This is a genomic window from Aureimonas sp. AU22, from assembly GCF_001463745.1.
Lineage (GTDB): Bacteria > Pseudomonadota > Alphaproteobacteria > Rhizobiales > Rhizobiaceae > Aureimonas.
The window spans coordinates 172,768-189,514 of record NZ_BBWJ01000044.1 but is presented as its reverse complement, the minus strand read 5'-3'; the positions used below and the strand labels follow the sequence as shown (position 1 = coordinate 189,514).

The 16,747-nt window shown below is 66.4% G+C and carries 21 protein-coding genes; 9 read left to right on the top strand and 12 right to left on the bottom strand.

The features are described 5' to 3' along the window. Positions 1 to 288: 288 nt before the first annotated feature. Together AUL34_RS16355 and murI are read left to right on the top strand one after the other, a co-directional pair. A complete protein-coding gene (locus tag AUL34_RS16355; protein ID WP_061935875.1) occupies positions 289 to 1,062 on the top strand; it encodes an RNA methyltransferase in 774 nt (257 codons plus the stop codon). Next, positions 1,059 to 1,841, top strand: a complete 783-nt coding sequence (murI, locus tag AUL34_RS16350; RefSeq protein ID WP_061935872.1) for a glutamate racemase — start codon at positions 1,059 to 1,061, stop codon at positions 1,839 to 1,841. Before AUL34_RS16355 ends, murI begins: the two co-directional genes overlap by 4 nt. A 6-nt stretch (positions 1,842 to 1,847) precedes the next feature. Here the strand turns inward: murI and AUL34_RS16345 are convergent, their stop codons facing one another. Beyond that, positions 1,848 to 2,354 carry a hypothetical protein gene (locus tag AUL34_RS16345; RefSeq protein ID WP_061935869.1) on the bottom strand — a complete coding sequence of 169 codons (507 nt, stop codon included), beginning with the start codon at positions 2,352 to 2,354 and terminating at the stop codon, positions 1,848 to 1,850. Between the two features lie 125 nt (positions 2,355 to 2,479). Here AUL34_RS16345 and AUL34_RS21975 point away from each other — a divergent pair, with 125 nt between their 5' ends. The 4 genes from AUL34_RS21975 (at position 2,480) to AUL34_RS16330 (ending at position 5,301) form a co-directional block, all read left to right on the top strand. Continuing rightward, a complete protein-coding gene (locus tag AUL34_RS21975; RefSeq protein ID WP_082653436.1) occupies positions 2,480 to 2,641 on the top strand; it encodes a YqaE/Pmp3 family membrane protein in 162 nt (53 codons plus the stop codon). Positions 2,642 to 2,848: 207 nt separating this feature from the next. Then, positions 2,849 to 3,466 carry a 30S ribosomal protein S4 gene (gene rpsD, locus AUL34_RS16340; protein ID WP_061935867.1) on the top strand — a complete coding sequence of 206 codons (618 nt, stop codon included), beginning with the start codon at positions 2,849 to 2,851 and terminating at the stop codon, positions 3,464 to 3,466. A gap of 129 nt (positions 3,467 to 3,595) precedes the next feature. Then, positions 3,596 to 4,477 carry a tRNA 2-thiocytidine(32) synthetase TtcA gene (gene ttcA / locus AUL34_RS16335; protein ID WP_061935865.1) on the top strand — a complete coding sequence of 294 codons (882 nt, stop codon included), beginning with the start codon at positions 3,596 to 3,598 and terminating at the stop codon, positions 4,475 to 4,477. Continuing rightward, positions 4,474 to 5,301 (top strand): inositol monophosphatase family protein, encoded by an 828-nt coding sequence (locus tag AUL34_RS16330; RefSeq protein ID WP_061935863.1) that lies wholly within the window; start codon positions 4,474 to 4,476, stop codon positions 5,299 to 5,301. The genes ttcA and AUL34_RS16330 overlap by 4 nt, the downstream gene beginning before the upstream one ends. Before the next feature lie 21 nt (positions 5,302 to 5,322). On the opposite strand, the gene AUL34_RS16325 is transcribed toward AUL34_RS16330, so the two are convergent. From AUL34_RS16325 to purC, 9 genes are all read right to left on the bottom strand, one after another. After that, positions 5,323 to 6,597 carry a multidrug effflux MFS transporter gene (locus tag AUL34_RS16325; RefSeq protein ID WP_061935860.1) on the bottom strand — a complete coding sequence of 425 codons (1,275 nt, stop codon included), beginning with the start codon at positions 6,595 to 6,597 and terminating at the stop codon, positions 5,323 to 5,325. Positions 6,598 to 6,737: 140 nt separating this feature from the next. Continuing rightward, positions 6,738 to 7,082 (bottom strand): Grx4 family monothiol glutaredoxin, encoded by a 345-nt coding sequence (grxD, locus tag AUL34_RS16320; protein WP_061935859.1) that lies wholly within the window; start codon positions 7,080 to 7,082, stop codon positions 6,738 to 6,740. 105 nt (positions 7,083 to 7,187) lie between these two features. Continuing rightward, positions 7,188 to 7,421: a BolA/IbaG family iron-sulfur metabolism protein gene (locus AUL34_RS16315; RefSeq protein WP_061935856.1), complete on the bottom strand. Its 234-nt coding sequence runs from the start codon at positions 7,419 to 7,421 to the stop codon at positions 7,188 to 7,190. Positions 7,422 to 7,523: 102 nt separating this feature from the next. Continuing rightward, positions 7,524 to 9,740: a phosphoribosylformylglycinamidine synthase subunit PurL gene (gene purL / locus AUL34_RS16310; protein ID WP_061935854.1), complete on the bottom strand. Its 2,217-nt coding sequence runs from the start codon at positions 9,738 to 9,740 to the stop codon at positions 7,524 to 7,526. A 73-nt stretch (positions 9,741 to 9,813) separates the two neighbouring features. Beyond that, entirely contained in the window at positions 9,814 to 10,170 is a 357-nt protein-coding gene (locus tag AUL34_RS16305; RefSeq protein WP_061935851.1) for a hypothetical protein, read from the bottom strand. 34 nt (positions 10,171 to 10,204) lie between these two features. Next, positions 10,205 to 10,489 carry a hypothetical protein gene (locus AUL34_RS16300; protein ID WP_244492610.1) on the bottom strand — a complete coding sequence of 95 codons (285 nt, stop codon included), beginning with the start codon at positions 10,487 to 10,489 and terminating at the stop codon, positions 10,205 to 10,207. Positions 10,490 to 10,614: 125 nt separating this feature from the next. Beyond that, on the bottom strand, positions 10,615 to 11,298 hold the full coding sequence (purQ, locus tag AUL34_RS16295) for a phosphoribosylformylglycinamidine synthase subunit PurQ (protein WP_061935845.1): 684 nt from the start codon (positions 11,296 to 11,298) through the stop codon (positions 10,615 to 10,617). 11 nt (positions 11,299 to 11,309) lie between these two features. Then, on the bottom strand, positions 11,310 to 11,552 hold the full coding sequence (gene purS, locus AUL34_RS16290) for a phosphoribosylformylglycinamidine synthase subunit PurS (RefSeq protein ID WP_061935842.1): 243 nt from the start codon (positions 11,550 to 11,552) through the stop codon (positions 11,310 to 11,312). A gap of 67 nt (positions 11,553 to 11,619) precedes the next feature. Then, positions 11,620 to 12,384 carry a phosphoribosylaminoimidazolesuccinocarboxamide synthase gene (gene purC / locus AUL34_RS16285; RefSeq protein ID WP_061935839.1) on the bottom strand — a complete coding sequence of 255 codons (765 nt, stop codon included), beginning with the start codon at positions 12,382 to 12,384 and terminating at the stop codon, positions 11,620 to 11,622. Between the two features lie 211 nt (positions 12,385 to 12,595). Between purC and AUL34_RS16280 the strand changes: the two genes are divergently transcribed. Next, positions 12,596 to 12,913, top strand: a complete 318-nt coding sequence (locus AUL34_RS16280; RefSeq protein WP_061935836.1) for a DUF1476 domain-containing protein — start codon at positions 12,596 to 12,598, stop codon at positions 12,911 to 12,913. After that, positions 12,913 to 13,674 (top strand): HpcH/HpaI aldolase/citrate lyase family protein, encoded by a 762-nt coding sequence (locus AUL34_RS16275; protein ID WP_061935833.1) that lies wholly within the window; start codon positions 12,913 to 12,915, stop codon positions 13,672 to 13,674. The genes AUL34_RS16280 and AUL34_RS16275 overlap by 1 nt, the downstream gene beginning before the upstream one ends. A 13-nt stretch (positions 13,675 to 13,687) precedes the next feature. On the opposite strand, the gene AUL34_RS16270 is transcribed toward AUL34_RS16275, so the two are convergent. Further along, the gene (locus AUL34_RS16270; RefSeq protein WP_061935830.1) at positions 13,688 to 14,227 is read right to left on the bottom strand and encodes an alpha/beta hydrolase; all 540 of its coding nucleotides are present in this window, start codon (positions 14,225 to 14,227) and stop codon (positions 13,688 to 13,690) included. Between the two features lie 45 nt (positions 14,228 to 14,272). Next, positions 14,273 to 15,718, bottom strand: a complete 1,446-nt coding sequence (gene cls, locus AUL34_RS16265; protein ID WP_061935828.1) for a cardiolipin synthase — start codon at positions 15,716 to 15,718, stop codon at positions 14,273 to 14,275. Between the two features lie 188 nt (positions 15,719 to 15,906). Between cls and AUL34_RS16260 the strand changes: the two genes are divergently transcribed. Beyond that, positions 15,907 to 16,722: an endonuclease/exonuclease/phosphatase family protein gene (locus AUL34_RS16260; RefSeq protein WP_061935825.1), complete on the top strand. Its 816-nt coding sequence runs from the start codon at positions 15,907 to 15,909 to the stop codon at positions 16,720 to 16,722. The last annotated feature ends 25 nt before the right edge of the window (positions 16,723 to 16,747 follow it).

Genomic DNA, 16,747 nt, shown 5'->3' with positions numbered 1-16,747 from the left:
ATGGATCAGCTTGTCCTTGATGGACTGCCAGATGATCCGCGTCATCTCGTCCCCGTCGAGCTCCACGACCGGATTCTGGACCTTGATCTTCGCCATCGCTGTCTTCCCCCTGGGACGCACCCGGCCGGATGGGACGGGTGCTTTCGAATGATGGAGGCTGTCGCCCCCGGCACGATGTCGCGCCTATAGCATCGCCCCCTTGCCGCGCAAAGCCGCGCCGGCCTTTGCGCGGCCCGCCTCGTTCGGATAATCCTGCGCCGAATTTCTGCAGCAGCGAGGACGGCGGACTTGGCCGGCACCAATCGAAGCGACGAGAACCGGACCGGCGGCCCCGCCATCATTCTCGTCGAGCCCCAGCTAGGCGAGAACATCGGCATGGTGGCGCGCGCCATGGCCAATTTCGGACTCGACGACCTGCGGCTCGTCAATCCGCGCGATGGCTGGCCGAACGAGAAGGCCCGGGCCAGCGCCTCGCGCGCCGACCACGTCATCGACGCCGTCCGCCTGTTCGACACCGTGCAGGAGGCGGCGGCCGACCTCACCTACCTGCTGGCGACGACGGCGCGCCCGCGATACTCGGTGAAACCGGTGCGGGGCCCGGAGGAGGCGGGGGGCGAGTTGCGCGCGCGCATTTCGGCCGGACAGGGCGCCGGAATCCTCTTCGGGCGCGAGCGCTTCGGCCTTTCCAACGAGGAGGTCGATCTCGCCGACGAAATCGTGACCTTCCCGGTCAATCCTGCCTTCGCCTCGCTCAACATCGCGCAGGCGGTTCTCCTCATGAGCTACGAGTGGATGAAGTCGGGCCTCGGCGCGGACGCCGCGCCGCGTTTCACGGCGCCCGAGGTCGTGCCCGCGGCCAAGGAGGATCTCTACCGCCTGTTCGAGCACCTCGAAGGATCGCTCGACACGACCAACTTCTTCTTTCCGCCGGAGAAGCGGGAATCGATGGTCCACAACCTGCGGATCATGCTGACGCGTGCCGGCTTCTCGGACTCCGAGGTCCGCATGCTGCGCGGCGTCCTGCGCGCCTTCGAATATCGCATCGAGAAAGGACCGCAGTGAGCGCGCGTCCAGTCCTTCTCTTCGATTCCGGCATCGGCGGTCTGACGGTCCTGCGCGAGGCACGGGTCCTCATGCCCGAACGCCGGTTCGTCTATGTGGCCGACGACGAGGCCTTCCCGTATGGCGACTGGGAGGAGGAGGCCCTGCGCACGCGCATCGTCGGCCTGTTCGGCCAGCTTCTGGCCGAGCACGATCCCGCGCTCTGCATGGTCCCTTGCAACACGGCCTCGACGCTGGTGCTGGCCGATCTGCGGGCGGCGTTTCCCGCCATGCAGTTCGTCGGCACTGTGCCCGCGATCAAGCCGGCGGCCGAGCGCACGCGCTCCGGGCTCGTGTCGGTGCTCGCGACGCCTGGAACCGTCAAGCGGCAGTATACGCGCGATCTCATCACGCAATGGGCCACGAAATGTGAGGTGAACCTCGTTGGCAGCGTGCGGCTCGCCGCGCTGGCGGAACGCTACATGCGCCGCGGTTTCGTCGAGGAGGAGGCGGTGGCCGCCGAGATCGCGCCCTGCTTCATCGAACGCCACGGGCAGCGTACCGACATCGTCGTCCTCGCCTGCACGCACTATCCGTTCCTGGCCAACCGCATGCGCAAGACCGCGCCCTGGCCGGTCGACTGGCTCGACCCGGCGGAAGCCATCGCTCGCCGCGCCCTGTCGCTGCTGCCGCCGCCTTCCGACGATATGCCGTCCGGACCGGACCGGGCGATCTTCACCAAGGGTGAGCCGGATGCGGCGACGCGATCGCTCATCCGGGGCTTCGGCCTCTCGGCCTGAGCGGCGTCAGCCGCGCCGGAGCGTGATGTCGGACGTCTTGCGCGGCTGGCCGTCCACCTGGTCGGTCACGGACAGCGAGAAGCCGCCGCCGCCGTTGTTGCGGATCGTCATCACGGCCGTCCGATCCCCGTGCACGGTGACGGGGTAGGTAAGAGTGAAGGTCAGCGTATCGCCACGAAGCCGTCCGTTGGACAGCTGCGACACGCCCTTGGTCGATCCGGTATAGGAACCGGAGAAGCGTCCGCTGGCGGGATCGAAGCGGATGTCCGCGCCGATCTCGCGTCGCACGATGACGGCCGCGCGGCAGCTGCCGGCTATGCGCAGGCGTGACTGCGACGGTTGCGTTCCCTCGACCGAGCAGGACACCCGCCGCGGCGACGTATCCTGCTCTCGCTGAACCGTTCCGCTGCCGCGAAAGGACCCATCGAAGCGCGTCAGGAACTGTGCGTCCGCGCGGGCGGCGGCGGGCGTCAGAAGGGCGGCGAGAAGAAGGAGGCGGGCGGGCATCGTCATGGCAGGCTCCGGTGTTTTCAGTCGTTCCGGCGGAAGCTGGTGAGGGTCAACGCGTGCGAGGCGAAGACGGAACGGATGAGGGTGCATCTCGTTCGTTAGGCGACGAGACACCAACGGGCCTTTTCATGCGCGACCTCATCAAGATCATCTTCGCCATCCTGCTTCCGCCGCTCGGCGTGTTTCTGGAGGTCGGGCTCGGCAAGCACTTCTGGATCAACATCATCCTGACGCTTCTTGGCTATATTCCCGGCATCATCCACGCGGTGTGGGTCATCGCCCGCAAGTGACCCGCTTGGCTTGACTTATCGAGCCTCGGCCAATAGGGACTGCGCATCGGCGGATCGAAAGGTCCGCCGGTTTCATTTTTACGTGTCCCGTGGATTGCCGTGCGCTTCGTTCGGCGATCCTGTCGGTCCCGCCGGATGGTGGGACAAAGGAGGGCGCGTTTCCTGGCGCTGCGGATGGTCCGCGCGCCTCACATATCGGGAAATGCGATGTCAAAGCGCGAGTCTTCCAAGTACAAAATCGATCGCCGCATGGGCGAGAACATCTGGGGCCGTCCGAAGTCCCCGGTGAACCGCCGCCAGTACGGCCCGGGCCAGCACGGCCAGCGCCGCAAGGGCAAGATGTCGGACTTCGGCACGCAGCTGCGCGCCAAGCAGAAGCTCAAGGGCTACTACGGCGACATCTCCGAGAAGCAGTTCCGCAAGACCTACGAGGAGGCCGCCCGTCGTCGTGGCGATACCTCGGAGAACCTGGTCGGCCTGCTCGAGTCGCGTCTCGACGCCATCGTGTATCGCGCGAAGTTCGTGGCGACGATCTGGGCGGCGCGCCAGTTCGTCAACCACGGCCATGTCAACGTCAACGGCGTGCGCACCAATATCGGCTCGTACCGCTGCAAGGCCGGCGACGTCGTCGAGGTTCGCACGAAGTCGAAGCAGCTGACCGTGCTGATCGAGGCGACCCAGCTCGCCGAGCGCGACGTGCCCGACTACATCGAGGCGGATCACACCAAGATGGTCGCGACCTTCCAGCGCATTCCGGGCCTCGGCGACGTGCCGTACCCGGTCGTGATGGAGCCGAACCTGGTCGTCGAGTTCTACTCGCGCTGATCGGTTCGCTTTGCGCGAAACCAACGTTTCGGTTCGCTACGGCGAAACCGAAGGGAAGGCCGCCTCCGGGCGGCCTTTTGTTTTTCAGCCTGGCTTGATAATCGGGTCGCAAGTTGAGGACGGGAGCCCATGCTGGACGACGCGCCGAACCCGCCCGCCGCCGAGGCGTCCGAGACGCTCGATCCAGGCGGCGCGCATCCGCTGTTCCGCGATGCGCCCGACAGCGTGTCGTTCAAGAAGCTTCGCAAGCGCCTACTGCGCCAGGTGCGCGAGACGATCGACGTCCACGCCATGGTCCGTCCCGGCGCACGTTGGCTCGTCGCGATCTCGGGCGGCAAGGATTCCTACTCGCTGCTCGCGCTGCTTCTCGACCTTCAGTGGCGCGGTGTCCTGCCGGTCGATCTCCTCGCCTGCAACCTCGATCAGGGCCAGCCGAACTTTCCCAAACACGTGCTGCCGGAATGGTTGAGCGCGCACGGCATCGCGCATCGCATCGAGTATCGCGATACCTACTCCGTCGTGAAGGAGAAGGTGCCGACGGGCGGGACCTACTGCTCGCTCTGCTCGCGCCTGCGCCGGGGCAATCTCTATCGCATCGCGCGAGAGGAGGGCTGCGAGGCCCTGGTGCTCGGCCACCACCGCGACGACAGCCTCGAAACCTTCTTTCTCAATATGTTCCACGGCGGCAAGCTGTCGGCGATGCCGGGCAAGCTCCTCAACGACGAGGGTGACCTGCTAGTCCTGCGGCCGCTGATCCGCTCGGCCGAGGACGACCTCGCGCGCTTTGCCGCCGCGATGCGCTTTCCCATCATCCCCTGCGATCTCTGCGGCAGCCAGGACGGACTTCAGCGCAACGCCATGAAGGCGTTCCTGTCCGAGATGGAGGTGCGCTTTCCCGGTCGGCGCGAGACGATCGGCCGCGCGCTCGCCAATGTGCGCCCGAGCCATCTCCTCGACCCGTCGCTCTTCGATTTCACCAGCCTCCAGCCTCGATCGGACCCGGAACCGTGACCTTCGATATCGATACGCTTGCGACCATTTTGCGCGACGCCGCCAAGGCGGAAGTGATGCCGCGCTTCCGCCGGCTGGATGCCGGGGACATCCGCGAAAAGACCTCCGCGATCGACCTCGTGACCGAGGCGGACGAAAGCGCCGAGCGTTTCATCAAGGCGGCCTGCAGCGGCGCGTTCCCGGACGCGCTTTTCGTCGGCGAGGAGGGTGTTGCGGCCGATCCTGCCCTGCTGCGACGGATCGGCGAGGCGGACCTCTCGATCATCGTCGATCCGATCGACGGCACCGCGAACTTCGCCATGGGCGTGCCGCTGTTCGGCGTGATGGCGGCGGTCGTCTCGAAAGGCCAGACGATCGGCGGCATCATCTACGATCCGCTCGGCGACGATTTCATGATCGCCGAACGAGGCGCGGGTTCGTTTCTGGTGCGCCCCGATGGCGAGCGCCAGCGCCTCCAGGTCGCGCCACCGGCGCCGATCGACGAGCTCTTCGGGGTGGCGTCCTCGAGCTTCCTGCCGCGCGAGGAGCGCCGCCTGCTGCTCCAGCGCCTCGCGGAAATCCGCGTCCTCGCCAACTACCGTACGGCGGCGCACGAGTATCGTCTCGTGGCCTCGGGCCACGTGCATTTCCAGTTCTACCTGAAGCTCATGCCGTGGGATCACCTCGCCGGCTCCTTGCTGATCGAGGAGGCCGGTGGCTATGTCGCGAAGCTGGATGGCTCGCCCTACTTGCCGACGGATGTCGATGGCGGCCTTCTGACGGCGCCGGATGCCGCCACCTGGCAGGCGATCCGCACGCTGATCGGACCCGAGGTCACCGCCTGACGGGGCCTCGAAGGCGGCGGCCTACTCGGCTGCCGCCGGTTCCACCACGCGGGGGCCGCCGTCGCGCGGGCTCGGGCGCTCGTTGAAGAGCTTTCCCCTTTCCGCGATCAGCGCGCATCCGAAGGCTCCGATCGACAGGATGACATAACCTGTCAGGAGCGGGATCAGCGTGCCGTCGTACATGTAGCCGACGATGCCCCCGAGAACGCCGCCGCCGAAGGTCTGCATGAAGCCGAGGACGGAGGACGCCGTGCCCGCGACGTGGCCGAGCGGATCCATCGCCAGCGCGTTGAAGTTGGTGCCGATGAAGCCGAACATGCAGAGCGAAAGGATCGTCATCGGCAGATAGACCGAGAAGGGCGGCACGCCGCCGTTCAGGAGGGCGATGACGAGATGGAGGACGTTGAGCGCCAGGAAGATGCACAGCGCTCCGTGCGACAGATGCCGCATGCCGAACCGCTCGACCAGCCGCGAGTTCGAGAACGATGCCACGGCCATGAAGATGGCGCCCGCCGAGAAGTAGAGCGTGAACGCGGGGCCGAGACCGTAGACCGAGACGTAGATCTGTTCCGCTTGGTTGATGAAGGCGAACAGGACCCCGAACGTCAGCGCGGTGGATAGCGTATAGGCGAAGGCGGTCCGGTTGGTGACGACGACGCGGAAGGCCTGGGCGACGCGACTGACGGTCAGCGGAAGCCGGTCCTCGGGATGCTGCGTCTCCGGCAGGCGGACATAGGTCCAGACCATGACGAACGCGCCGAAGACCGCGACGGCGATGAAGATCTCGTGCCAGTCGCCGAACAGGAGAACGATCTGGCCGAGGTTCGGTGCGATCACCGGGATGGCCATGAAGATCATCATGACGAGCGACATGACGCTCGCCATGCGCGCTCCCCCGAAGCAGTCGCGCACGACCGACACCGCAATGACGCGCGTTGCGGCGGCGCCAACCCCCTGGATCGCCCGCAGGGCGAGGAGCATGCCGAACGTCGTCGAGAAGACCGCCACGACCGATGCCAGGACGTAGATGCCCAGACCGAACAACAGGACCGGACGGCGGCCGAACCGATCCGAAAGGGTGCCGTAGAAGATCTGCGAGATGCCGAAGCCCATCACGTAGGACGTGATGACGAACTGCGCGTGGTTCGGATCGGCCAGCTGCAGCGTCTGCGTGATGTTGGTGAGAGCCGGAATGAAGATGTCGATCGCCGCCGCGTTCAGCGCCATGATGCATGCGATCAGGGTCACGAGTTCCCAATAGGGAATCCCGCGCACGGTGTTGGGCGCGCTCGGCATGGGTCCGGTCTTTCGTTGGTCGAACTGGTTTCTAAGCGGGATCGGCCAAAAAGCAAGGAGCACTGACGAACGGACCGTCTACAGGCCCAAACGAAAACGGCCCGCTTCGAGAGCGGGCCGCTGGATGGTGGTTCGGCGTTTCAGGCCGCCGGGGACGGGGCGTTGAGCGCGATGCCCTTGTCGCCGAGGAAGTCCTGCAATTCACCGGCCTGGAACATCTCGCGCACGATGTCGCAGCCGCCGACGAACTCACCCTTCACGTAGACCTGCGGGATCGTCGGCCAGGAGCCGTACTCCTTGATGCCGGTGCGCAGTTCGTCCGAACTGAGGACGTTGACCCCCTTATAGGGCACGCCGAGGTAGTTCATGATCTGCACGACCTGACCCGAGAAGCCGCATTGCGGGAAATCCGGGGTGCCCTTCATGAAGACGACCACGTCGTTCGTCTTCACCTCGTTGTCGATCCAGTCGATGATGCCAGACATGGCCTAATCCCGTCCTGTCATGCCCGTTTCGGTTCCCGGGCGGAGTGCGTCCCGGTTCAGATACGATGCCGGGCCGTCGCTTTAAAGATCGTCCGTGCGCCGCGCCTACTTCGGCGCACTGGTCTGAAGTGCGAGGGCGTGGAGGATGCCGCCCATGTTCCCCTGCAGCGCCTGATAGACCATCTGGTGCTGCTGGACGCGCGACTTGCCGCGGAAGCTCTCCGCCACGACCTCGGCGGCGTAGTGGTCGCCGTCGCCCGCGAGATCACGGATGGTCACGGTAGCGTCGGGGATCGCGTCCTTGATCATCTTCTCGATGTCGTGGGCGTTCATGGGCATGCGTAGATCTCCTGCCGGCGGCGCGAAGGAAGACTCAGGCCGCCGTCGGTGCAAGGATAGGGCCAATACGGAGCCTGAGCAATCGAGCCGGGCACCCGCCGTTCAGGCGGCAGCCGCCTCGACCGGCAGCGTGCCGGACATGAAGGCGGGGAACCAGCTCTCGTGCGCGACCGTAAGGTCGGAGACCGCGACCGACAGGACGCCATCGACGTCCAGCGACGCCCCCCCGACCGTGCCGAGACGGCGATGGGGCAGGGCGGACAACTCGTTCGCGACCGCTTCGGCCACTTCCGCCGCAACGGCGATCACGTAGCGCGCCTGATCCTCGCCGAAGAGCCGTGCATGGCGCGCACCCTCGCCGACAGAGACGGTCGCGCCGAGATCGGCGGCGATGCACATCTCGGCGAGCGCAACGGCGAGGCCACCATCCGAAAGGTCGTGGCAGGCGGTGACCCGGCCCGACCGGATCAGGTCGCGCACGACGTCGCCGTGACGACGCTCGGCAGCGAGGTCGACAAGCGGCGCGCCGCCGTCCTCGCGACCCGCGATCTCGCGCAGGAAGATGGAGGAGCCGAGATGCGAGCCATCTGCGCCCACCAGGAAGAGCACGTCGCCGTCCTTCCAGCCGCCGATCGTCGCCGTCTTCGAGCGGTCGTCGATCAGACCGACGCCGCCGATCGTCGGCGTCGGCAGGATCGCCTGGCCGAGCGTCTCGTTGTAGAGCGAGACGTTGCCGGAGACGATCGGGAAGCCCAGCGCCTCGCACGCCGCGCCGATGCCCTGGATCGCCTTCACGAGCTGGCCCATGATCTCGGGCTTCTCGGGATTGCCGAAGTTGAGGTTGTCGGTCGCGGCAAGCGGCTCGGCGCCGACGGCGGTCAGGTTGCGCCAGCACTCGGCCACGGCCTGAGCACCGCCCTGGTAGGGATCGGCCTCGCAGTAGCGCGGCGTCACGTCCGACGAGAACGCCAGCGCCTTTGTCGGGTGCCCGTCGACGCGCACGACGCCGGCGTCGCCGCCGGGGCGCTGAAGCGAGTTCCCCTGGATCAGCGTGTCGTACTGCTCGAAGACCCAGCGGCGCGAGGCGATGTCGGGCGAGCCCATGATCTGGAGGAGTGCGGCATCGTAGTCCTTCGGCTCCGCGACGTCGGCGGCCGCGACCGGGGCGGCTGCCTTTGGCTCGACCCATGGGCGGTCGTATTCCGGTGCCTCGTCTCCGAGTTCCTTGATCGGCAGGTTCGCGACTTCCGTGCCGTCGAAGAGGATGCGGAATCGCAGGTCGTCCGTCGTCTTGCCGACCACGGCGAAGTCGAGGCCCCACTTCACGAAGATGGCCTCGGCCTCCTCGTGCTTCTCGGGCCGCAGCACCATGAGCATGCGCTCCTGGCTTTCCGACAGCATCATCTCGTAAGGCGTCATGCGCGCCTCGCGCACCGGCACCTTGTTGAGGTCGAGCTCGATGCCGAGATCGCCCTTCGCGCCCATCTCGACCGCCGAGCAGGTGAGGCCAGCCGCGCCCATGTCCTGGATCGCGATGACGGCGCCGGTCTGCATCAGTTCGAGACAGGCTTCCAGCAGGCACTTCTCGGTGAACGGGTCACCGACCTGCACGGTCGGGCGCTTCTCCTCGATCGTGTCGTCGAACTCGGCCGACGCCATGGTCGCGCCGCCGACGCCGTCGCGCCCCGTCTTGGCACCGAGATAGACCACCGGCAAGCCGACGCCTTCGGCCTTGGACAGGAAGATCGCATTCGTCTTCGCGAGGCCGGCGGCGAAGGCGTTGACGAGGCAATTGCCGTTGTAGCGCGGGTGGAAGTTCACCTCGCCGCCGACTGTCGGCACGCCGAAGGCGTTGCCATAGCCGCCGACGCCGGCGACGACGCCGGACACGAGGTGCCGCGTCTTCGGGTGATCGGGTGCGCCGAAGCGCAGCGCGTTCATCGCCGCGATCGGCCGCGCGCCCATGGTGAAGACGTCGCGCAGGATGCCGCCGACGCCCGTCGCCGCGCCCTGGTAGGGCTCGATATAGGACGGGTGGTTGTGGCTCTCCATCTTGAAGACCACGCAGTCGCCGTCGCCGATGTCGACCACGCCTGCGTTCTCGCCCGGTCCCTGGATGACCCGTGCGCCCTTGGTCGGCAGGGTTCGTAGCCAGCGCTTCGAGGACTTGTAGGAGCAGTGCTCGTTCCACATCGCCGAGAAGATGCCGAGCTCGGTGATCGTCGGCTCGCGCCCGATGAGATCGAGGATCCGCTGGTACTCGTCCGGCTTGACGCCGTGGCTGGCGATGAGCTCCGGGGTGATCTGGATGTCGGCCATGGAGCCTCCGAACGGTTTGGCGAAACTGACGAAAGCCTCGCCCGCCCGTGCGGCAGGAGAGGGAGGAATGCTATCAGGCCGGTACCCAATCCGACCGGTTGCGGCAAGGGCCGACATCGGCCGCCGCGCGCAGGATCGTCGCGTCGTCCTCGACCTGGCTCACCGCGCCTTCGATTCGGCGCTGGAGGATCAGGAGCGTATGGTCGAGGCGTCCGTCGCGCAGGGGGGCACGCAAGCACACGGCGAAGCCGCGCCCAGGCTCCGCGAAGACGAAACCGCGCGTGCGCTCGAAGCCCTGGCGTCGATAGATCGCCGCGCCCGTATCGCGAATGTAACGGACCTCCGCCGCGTTTGGCGCCGGTCCGACAGGCACGGCGAGCGGCGCCGCATCCGTGCGGCAGCCGGCGAGGGCGACGGTCGCAAGAACCATGAGGCCGAATGCCCTCCGGCCGCCGTTCGAGGCCTCAGGCATCGCAGCTCGTGGAACCCATACGCCAGCGCACGAGATCGCCCTCCAACCGAGCGCGGAGCGGGGTGCCGAGAAGCGGGCCGTATGTGGCGACGTCCGCCGATCCGGCCGCGCCTTCCACCACCAGCAGCGGACGGGCTTCGGGCCGGCCCTTCGGCACCAGAAGAAAACGAGGACGGCCGGAGAAGGACGAGAGCTCGGGCGCGATGCTGTAGCTCGCAAAGGCGGGATCGCGGGACTTGAACCAGCAACGGTTGGCCGTGAGCGTCAGTCGCTCCATGCGATCGAGACCGGTATCGGCTCGCCTCGGCGCTGCCTTCTCCGGAGAGGGGGCACGCGACGCGCAGCCGGCAACGACCAAGAGGGTTGCCAGCGCGAGCGCGACTCTCGGCAAGCCGGCGGTGCTCAAGCGGCGAGGCCTCGACCGAGCATTCCGAGCGCGCCTTCGAAGAGCGGGCGTCCGTCGGTGCCGCCGTGCTCGGCCTCGACGAGGTTCTCCGGGTGCGGCATCATGCCCAAAACGTTGCCGCGATCGTTGACGATGCCGGCGATGTCGTTAATCGCGCCGTTCGGATTGGTGCCCTCGGCATAGCGGAACACGACACGGCCTTCGCCCTCGATCCGCTCGAGGCTTTCGGCTTCCGCGAAATAGTTGCCGTCATGGTGAGCGACGGGGCAGCGGATGATCTGGTCCTGCGCGTAGCCCGAGGTGAAGAGCGTCTGGGCGTTCGTCACCTTGAGCTTCACCTCGCGGCACACGAACTTTAGGCTGGTGTTCCGCATCAGCGCGCCGGGCAGGAGGCCGGCCTCGCAGAGGATCTGGAAGCCGTTGCAGACACCGAGGACCGGCACGCCGGCCGCGGCCTTTTCCGCCACCGCGCGCATCACGGGCGAACGGGCGGCGATCGCGCCGCAGCGCAGGTAGTCGCCGTAGGAAAAGCCGCCCGGGACGACGATCAGGTCGACGTCGGGGATCTGCGTCTCGGTCTGCCAGACCGTGATCGGGGCCTGGCCGGAAATGGCTGTCAGCGCCGCGATCATGTCGCGGTCGCGGTTGAGACCCGGCAGGAGGACGACGGCGGACTTCATAGGCTAATTCCTCAGGCGAGCTCGATCGCGTAGTTCTCGATCACCGTATTGGCGAGAAGCTTCTCGCACATGGCCTTGAGGTCGCCCTCCGCCTTGGCGCGGTCGGTGCCGTCCACCTCGACGTCGAAGACCTTGCCCTGGCGAACGCCGGAGACGCCGGCGAAGCCCAGCGTACCGAGAGCCCCTTCGATCGCCTTGCCCTGAGGATCCAGGACGCCGTTCTTGAGGGTTACGACGATGCGCGCCTTGATCACGGTATCTGCCTGCCTTGCGAATGAACCAATCGAAGAGCCGGAGCCGGCTGCGACACGGGACGCCGTGCTACTTGACCAACACCGGCCCGGAAGGGCGGGGCGGCTCGTTCTCGTTCATGATGCCGAGACGGCGAGCCACTTCCTGATAGGCTTCGACGAGGCCGCCCATGTCACGGCGGAAACGATCCTTGTCGAGCTTGTCCTGCGTCTGGACGTCCCAGAGGCGGCAGGAGTCCGGGGAGATCTCGTCGGCCACGATGATGCGCATCATGTCGCCTTCGAAGAGACGCCCCGTCTCGATCTTGAAGTCGACGAGCTGGATGCCGACACCAAGGAAAAGCCCGGTCAGGAAGTCGTTGACACGAATGGCGAGCGCCATGATGTCGTCGATCTCCTGCGGCGTCGCCCAGCCGAAGGCCGTGATGTGCTCTTCCGAGACCATCGGGTCGTCGAGCTGATCGGCCTTGTAGTAGAACTCGATGATCGAGCGGGGCAGCACGGTGCCCTCCTCGATGCCGAGGCGCTTGGCGAGCGAACCGGCCGCCACGTTGCGCACCACGACCTCGAGCGGGATGATCTCGACTTCCTTGATCAGCTGCTCACGCATGTTGAGCCGCCGGATGAAGTGGGTCGGGATGCCGATCCGGTTGAGATGGCTGAAGATGTATTCGGAGATGCGGTTGTTCAGGACACCCTTGCCGTCGACGACCTCGTGCTTCTTCTTGTTGAAGGCGGTCGCGTCGTCCTTGAAGAACTGAACCAGCGTGCCGGGCTCCGGACCTTCGTAAAGGATCTTGCCCTTGCCTTCGTAGATACGGCGGCGACGTGTCATGGAGGTTGCCTGATCGCGTAAAAGGCGAGTCGAAGGTCGACCCGCGAAAACCATATGTCTCCCGCGGGTGAATAGACCAAACGCCGAGCCTAAACAATCGCAATCGGGACACGGCGCTTCGGGGCCGGGCGCGCGAGGCTTGCTGGACAAGGCGGGCCGAGCCGCTAGCATGATGTCGGCAAAGTTGCAGAGTTGACGAAAGGACAAGGGAATGTCGCTGAACGATCGGGGCCATGACCAGGAAGCACGCTACGCCCACGAGGAGGACCGGAAGTTCCGCATCGAGGTGAGGGCGACCAAGCTCCTGGGCCTCTGGGCAGCGGGTAAGCTCGGCAAGAACGCCGCCGAGGCAGAGGCTTATGCGATCGCCCTCGCCAATCTCGATCTTGGCGCCAAGGGGCCGCAGGACGTCTTCGCCAAGGTCCGCGCCGATTTCGATGCCGCTGGGGTCAACCAGTCCGATCACCAGATCGAGCGCCACCGCATGGAATACATGGAAGAGGCCGAGAAGCAGATCGCGGCGTCCTGATGGCCTTGAACGGACTGCGGGACCTTCTGTCCCGGCCGGACCCCGTCCTGTGCGGTTGGTCTAGCCTTGCCGACCCCGTGGTGCACGAAATCCTCCTGCACGCTTTCGATGCGCTGGTGCTCGACGGTCAGCACGGCCTTCAGGGCGTTGCGGATCTCCGGGAGGGCTGCGCGCGCGCGGCCCTTCTCGGCAAGCCCGCGATCGTGCGCGTCGCCCCCGGCGATCTCGCGCTCGCGGGCCGGGTGGTCGATCTTGGCGCGACCGGCGTCATTCTCCCGATGGTGGAGAGCGCCGATGATGCGGCAGCGTTCGCCAGGGCCTTGCGTTACATGCCCGGCGGAACGCGCTCCTTCGGCCCGACGCGCGCCGCCGATCTCTTCGGGATGGCGCCGCGCGATTATCTCGCGGCAGCCGATGAGGCTGTTGTGTCCTTCGCCATGATCGAGACCGCCGGCGCCTATGCCGATCTCGACGCGATCCTCGCTGTTCCCGAACTCGGCGGCATCTTCATCGGCCCGTCCGATCTCTCGATGGCGCTCGGGCAGGGCGGTCTCGACCCGAAAGGTGAGGCGACGAGCAAGGCGATCGCGGACATCGCCGCCCGCGCGCGCGCCGCAGGCAAAGCCGTGGCGATCTATGCCCTCGATGCGGACGATGCGCGTCGTTACGCATCCATGGGATGCCAGCTGATCGGCATCGCCTCGGATGTGGGCATTCTGAAAGCCGGATGTGCGAGGCTCGTCGAGGGTTTCCGCGGCTGAAGGCCTGCGCTCTTCAGGGCGCGGGCAGGCGGGAGAGGAACTTGCCGAAGGTCAGGAGCCCCTCCGGCCAGGGGCCGTGTCCGCTGGTCTCGTCGAGCCGTCCCGATTCCCCCGCATCCACGAAGAGAGAGCCCCATGCGGCGGCGACGTCCTCGATGGCATCGAACGAATGGTCCGGTTCACCTCGACTTGCGACCACGATGGACGGGAACGGCAGCGGATCGCGCGAATAGGCGTCGAAGCCCGAAGCGCCGTGCCCGAGATCCACCGGCGCGACGAAGAACGCGCCTGCCACGGGCCGCTCGAACTGCGGAGCCGCTGCGACGGCGGCAGCAACGCCCAGCGCATGGGCGACGATGACAGGCGGCCGCGTGGCCCGCGCCACGGCATCCGCCACGGCGGCGATCCAGGCCGCCGCGTCGTGCGGATCCGGGGCGGTGTGGATGACGCGGCTGGCCGTCGAGAGCTTCGCCTCCCAACGGGACTGCCAGTGCTGCTCGGAGGCTCCCGCCAAGCCGGGAACGATCAGGATATCGACGTCGGAAACTCGCATCGCACGCAGATGCGAAGGGCTGTCCGCCTTGTCAAGTCGCCTGGATCAGAGGAGCGGGCTGATGAGCCGGGTAACGTTCTCGCCGAGCTGGATCATGAAGCCGCGCTTGTTCCAGTCATCGAGGTTCAACCGGTGGCTCTTCGTCCGGTAGTCGTCCTCGATCGCCCGCAGGTCCCGCACGGTATCCTCGCTGTAGGTGATCAACGTCACCTCCGAGTTCAGCTCGAATGAGCGGCGGTCCATGTTGGCCGAGCCGATGATGGCGATGTCGTCGTCGATCGACAGGTGCTTGGCGTGCAGGAACCGCTCCCGGTAGAGCATCACCTCCACGCCCGCCTCGAGCAGTTCGTCGTAATAGGATTGCTGCGCGCGATCGATCAGGAAGCTGTTGGTCGTGGAGGTGACGAAAAGCGTCACGCGCACGCCCTTCGACACCGCCGTTCGCATGGCGAGGAGCAACGGCTCGTTCGGGATGAAGTACGGCGTCGCCAGCACGACGCGCTGGCGCGCGCTGTAGATGAGGTCGGTGAAGAGGATATCGACCCCCGCCTCCGGGTAGTCCGGCCCCGAGGGCAGAACCTGCGCCGTGGCGTTGCGCTCGACCGGTTGGCGTTCGGGCGCCGGCATGAGTTCGGGCGAACCGATGTCCTCGGCCGTCTCGAGATACCAGTCGCCGATGAAGACCGCCTGGAGTTCGAGCACGACGGGACCTTCGACACGCGCCATCAGCTCGCGATAGAAGGTCTTCGGCTCGTACTCGATGCGGTGCATGTTCTGCGAGCCGACCCATCCGACCTTGCCGTCCACCACCACGATCTTGCGGTGATTGCGCAGGTCCATGCGCGTCGCCTGGTTCCAGAAGCGCAGGGGCAGGATCAGCCGGAGCTCCACGCCGGTGTTCTTGAGCCTCTTGGCGATGGCCTTGCGGTCGCGCGACGAGCCGACGGCATCGATGAGCAGGCGGCATTTGACCCCGCGCTTCGCCGCCCTCTGGAGAGCGCTCAGCACCTTGTTTCCGGCCTGGTCGTTCTGAAGGATGTAGACCATGACGTGCGCGTGGTGCCGCGCGGCGTCGATATCGGCGGCGATGCGGTCGACCACCCGGTTGTAGTCCGCGTCCAGCACGATCCGGTTGTCGGCAAGGCAGGGAAAGCGGCCGATCCGATGCACGAGGTGCGCCGTCATCCGGTGATGGGGACGCAGTGTCCGCATGCCGCCCGTGCCCTCCAGCGTCATATGCGCGATGGCATGGCGGATGATGTCGGGCACTTTCTCGATGCGGTCCCGCCGCCATTTCGGATGGCGTGCGTTGCCGACGGCGAGATACACCACGAGCGCCGCCCACGGCAGGAAGAAGAACAGGAGCAGCCAGGCCTGGGCGGCGACGGGGCTGCGTCGGAACGGTATGTAGATCACCGCACCGATCAGGATGGCCCAGCTCAGGAACGCCAGCACCATGGGCAGGATCGTGCCGTCGAAGTATTCGACCATTCGTGTCTCGACCTCGAGCGTCCCGTCGTCAGGCCTGCCTTGCGCGGGCCCTCGACGGACGATATGGGCGACGGCGCCCAGGGGACGAGGGATCGACCGGCAAGATCCTGAACGGAACGAGCGGCTCGGGCGCCGCGTTAGTCGGTTCGACCGTCCAAGGGTCGCAGTCGGGACGGAGCTGTGAGGGCATGTTGCGGATCGTCTACGCCAATCTCGGTTACAGCCGCGACATCAACGGCTCCATCGGCCATCACGTGCGCCGCGCGCACCATCACGTCTTCACGACACAGCGTGTGCAGTTGCGCAGCCTTGGGCTGGTGCGACAGCGCCTCGCCGAGCTGAAGCCGGACCTTTCCTGCTTCGCCGAGATCGACAAGGGCTCGCTCACCAACGGCTTCTTCGACCAGGTCGGGGCGCTGGCAGAGGCGCACCATACGACCGTGAGGATCGACAACAAGTACAGTGCCGACAGGCGCTTTCGCCGGCTGTCGGTCTCACGCGGCAAGTCCAACGCCTTCCTGGCGTCACGCCCGCTGACCTACGTCGCGCGCTATCTCTCGGCCGGAAAGAAGCGCCTCGTCTACGACATCCAGATCTCCGGCATCCGCATTTTGATGGCGCACCTATCGCTGCGCTATCACGTTCGGTGCCTGCAGATGGGTGAGCTGGCGCGTTGGGTGGCGGAGAGCGACGCGCCGACCGTCGTGATCGGCGACTTCAACCTGTTCCGGGGCGCCGGCGAGCTGCGCCCACTGCTCGCCGATGGACGCCTCGTGCATGCCAACGCCCATTCGGGACCGACCTTCCGGCTCGGGCCCTACCGTGCCGCTTTGGACATCTGCCTCCTGTCGCGCGATCTGCGTGACCGCTGCAAGGTCGCGATCCTCGATCAACCCTATTCGGACCACCAGATGATCCAGCTCGACATCTCGGGCGTGGTGGAGCGGGAGACACCACCTCTGGAGACGCCGGTGCTGGTGGCCGCCGAAGCGCACGCCGCCTGAAACCGGGCGGATCGAACCGCCCGGC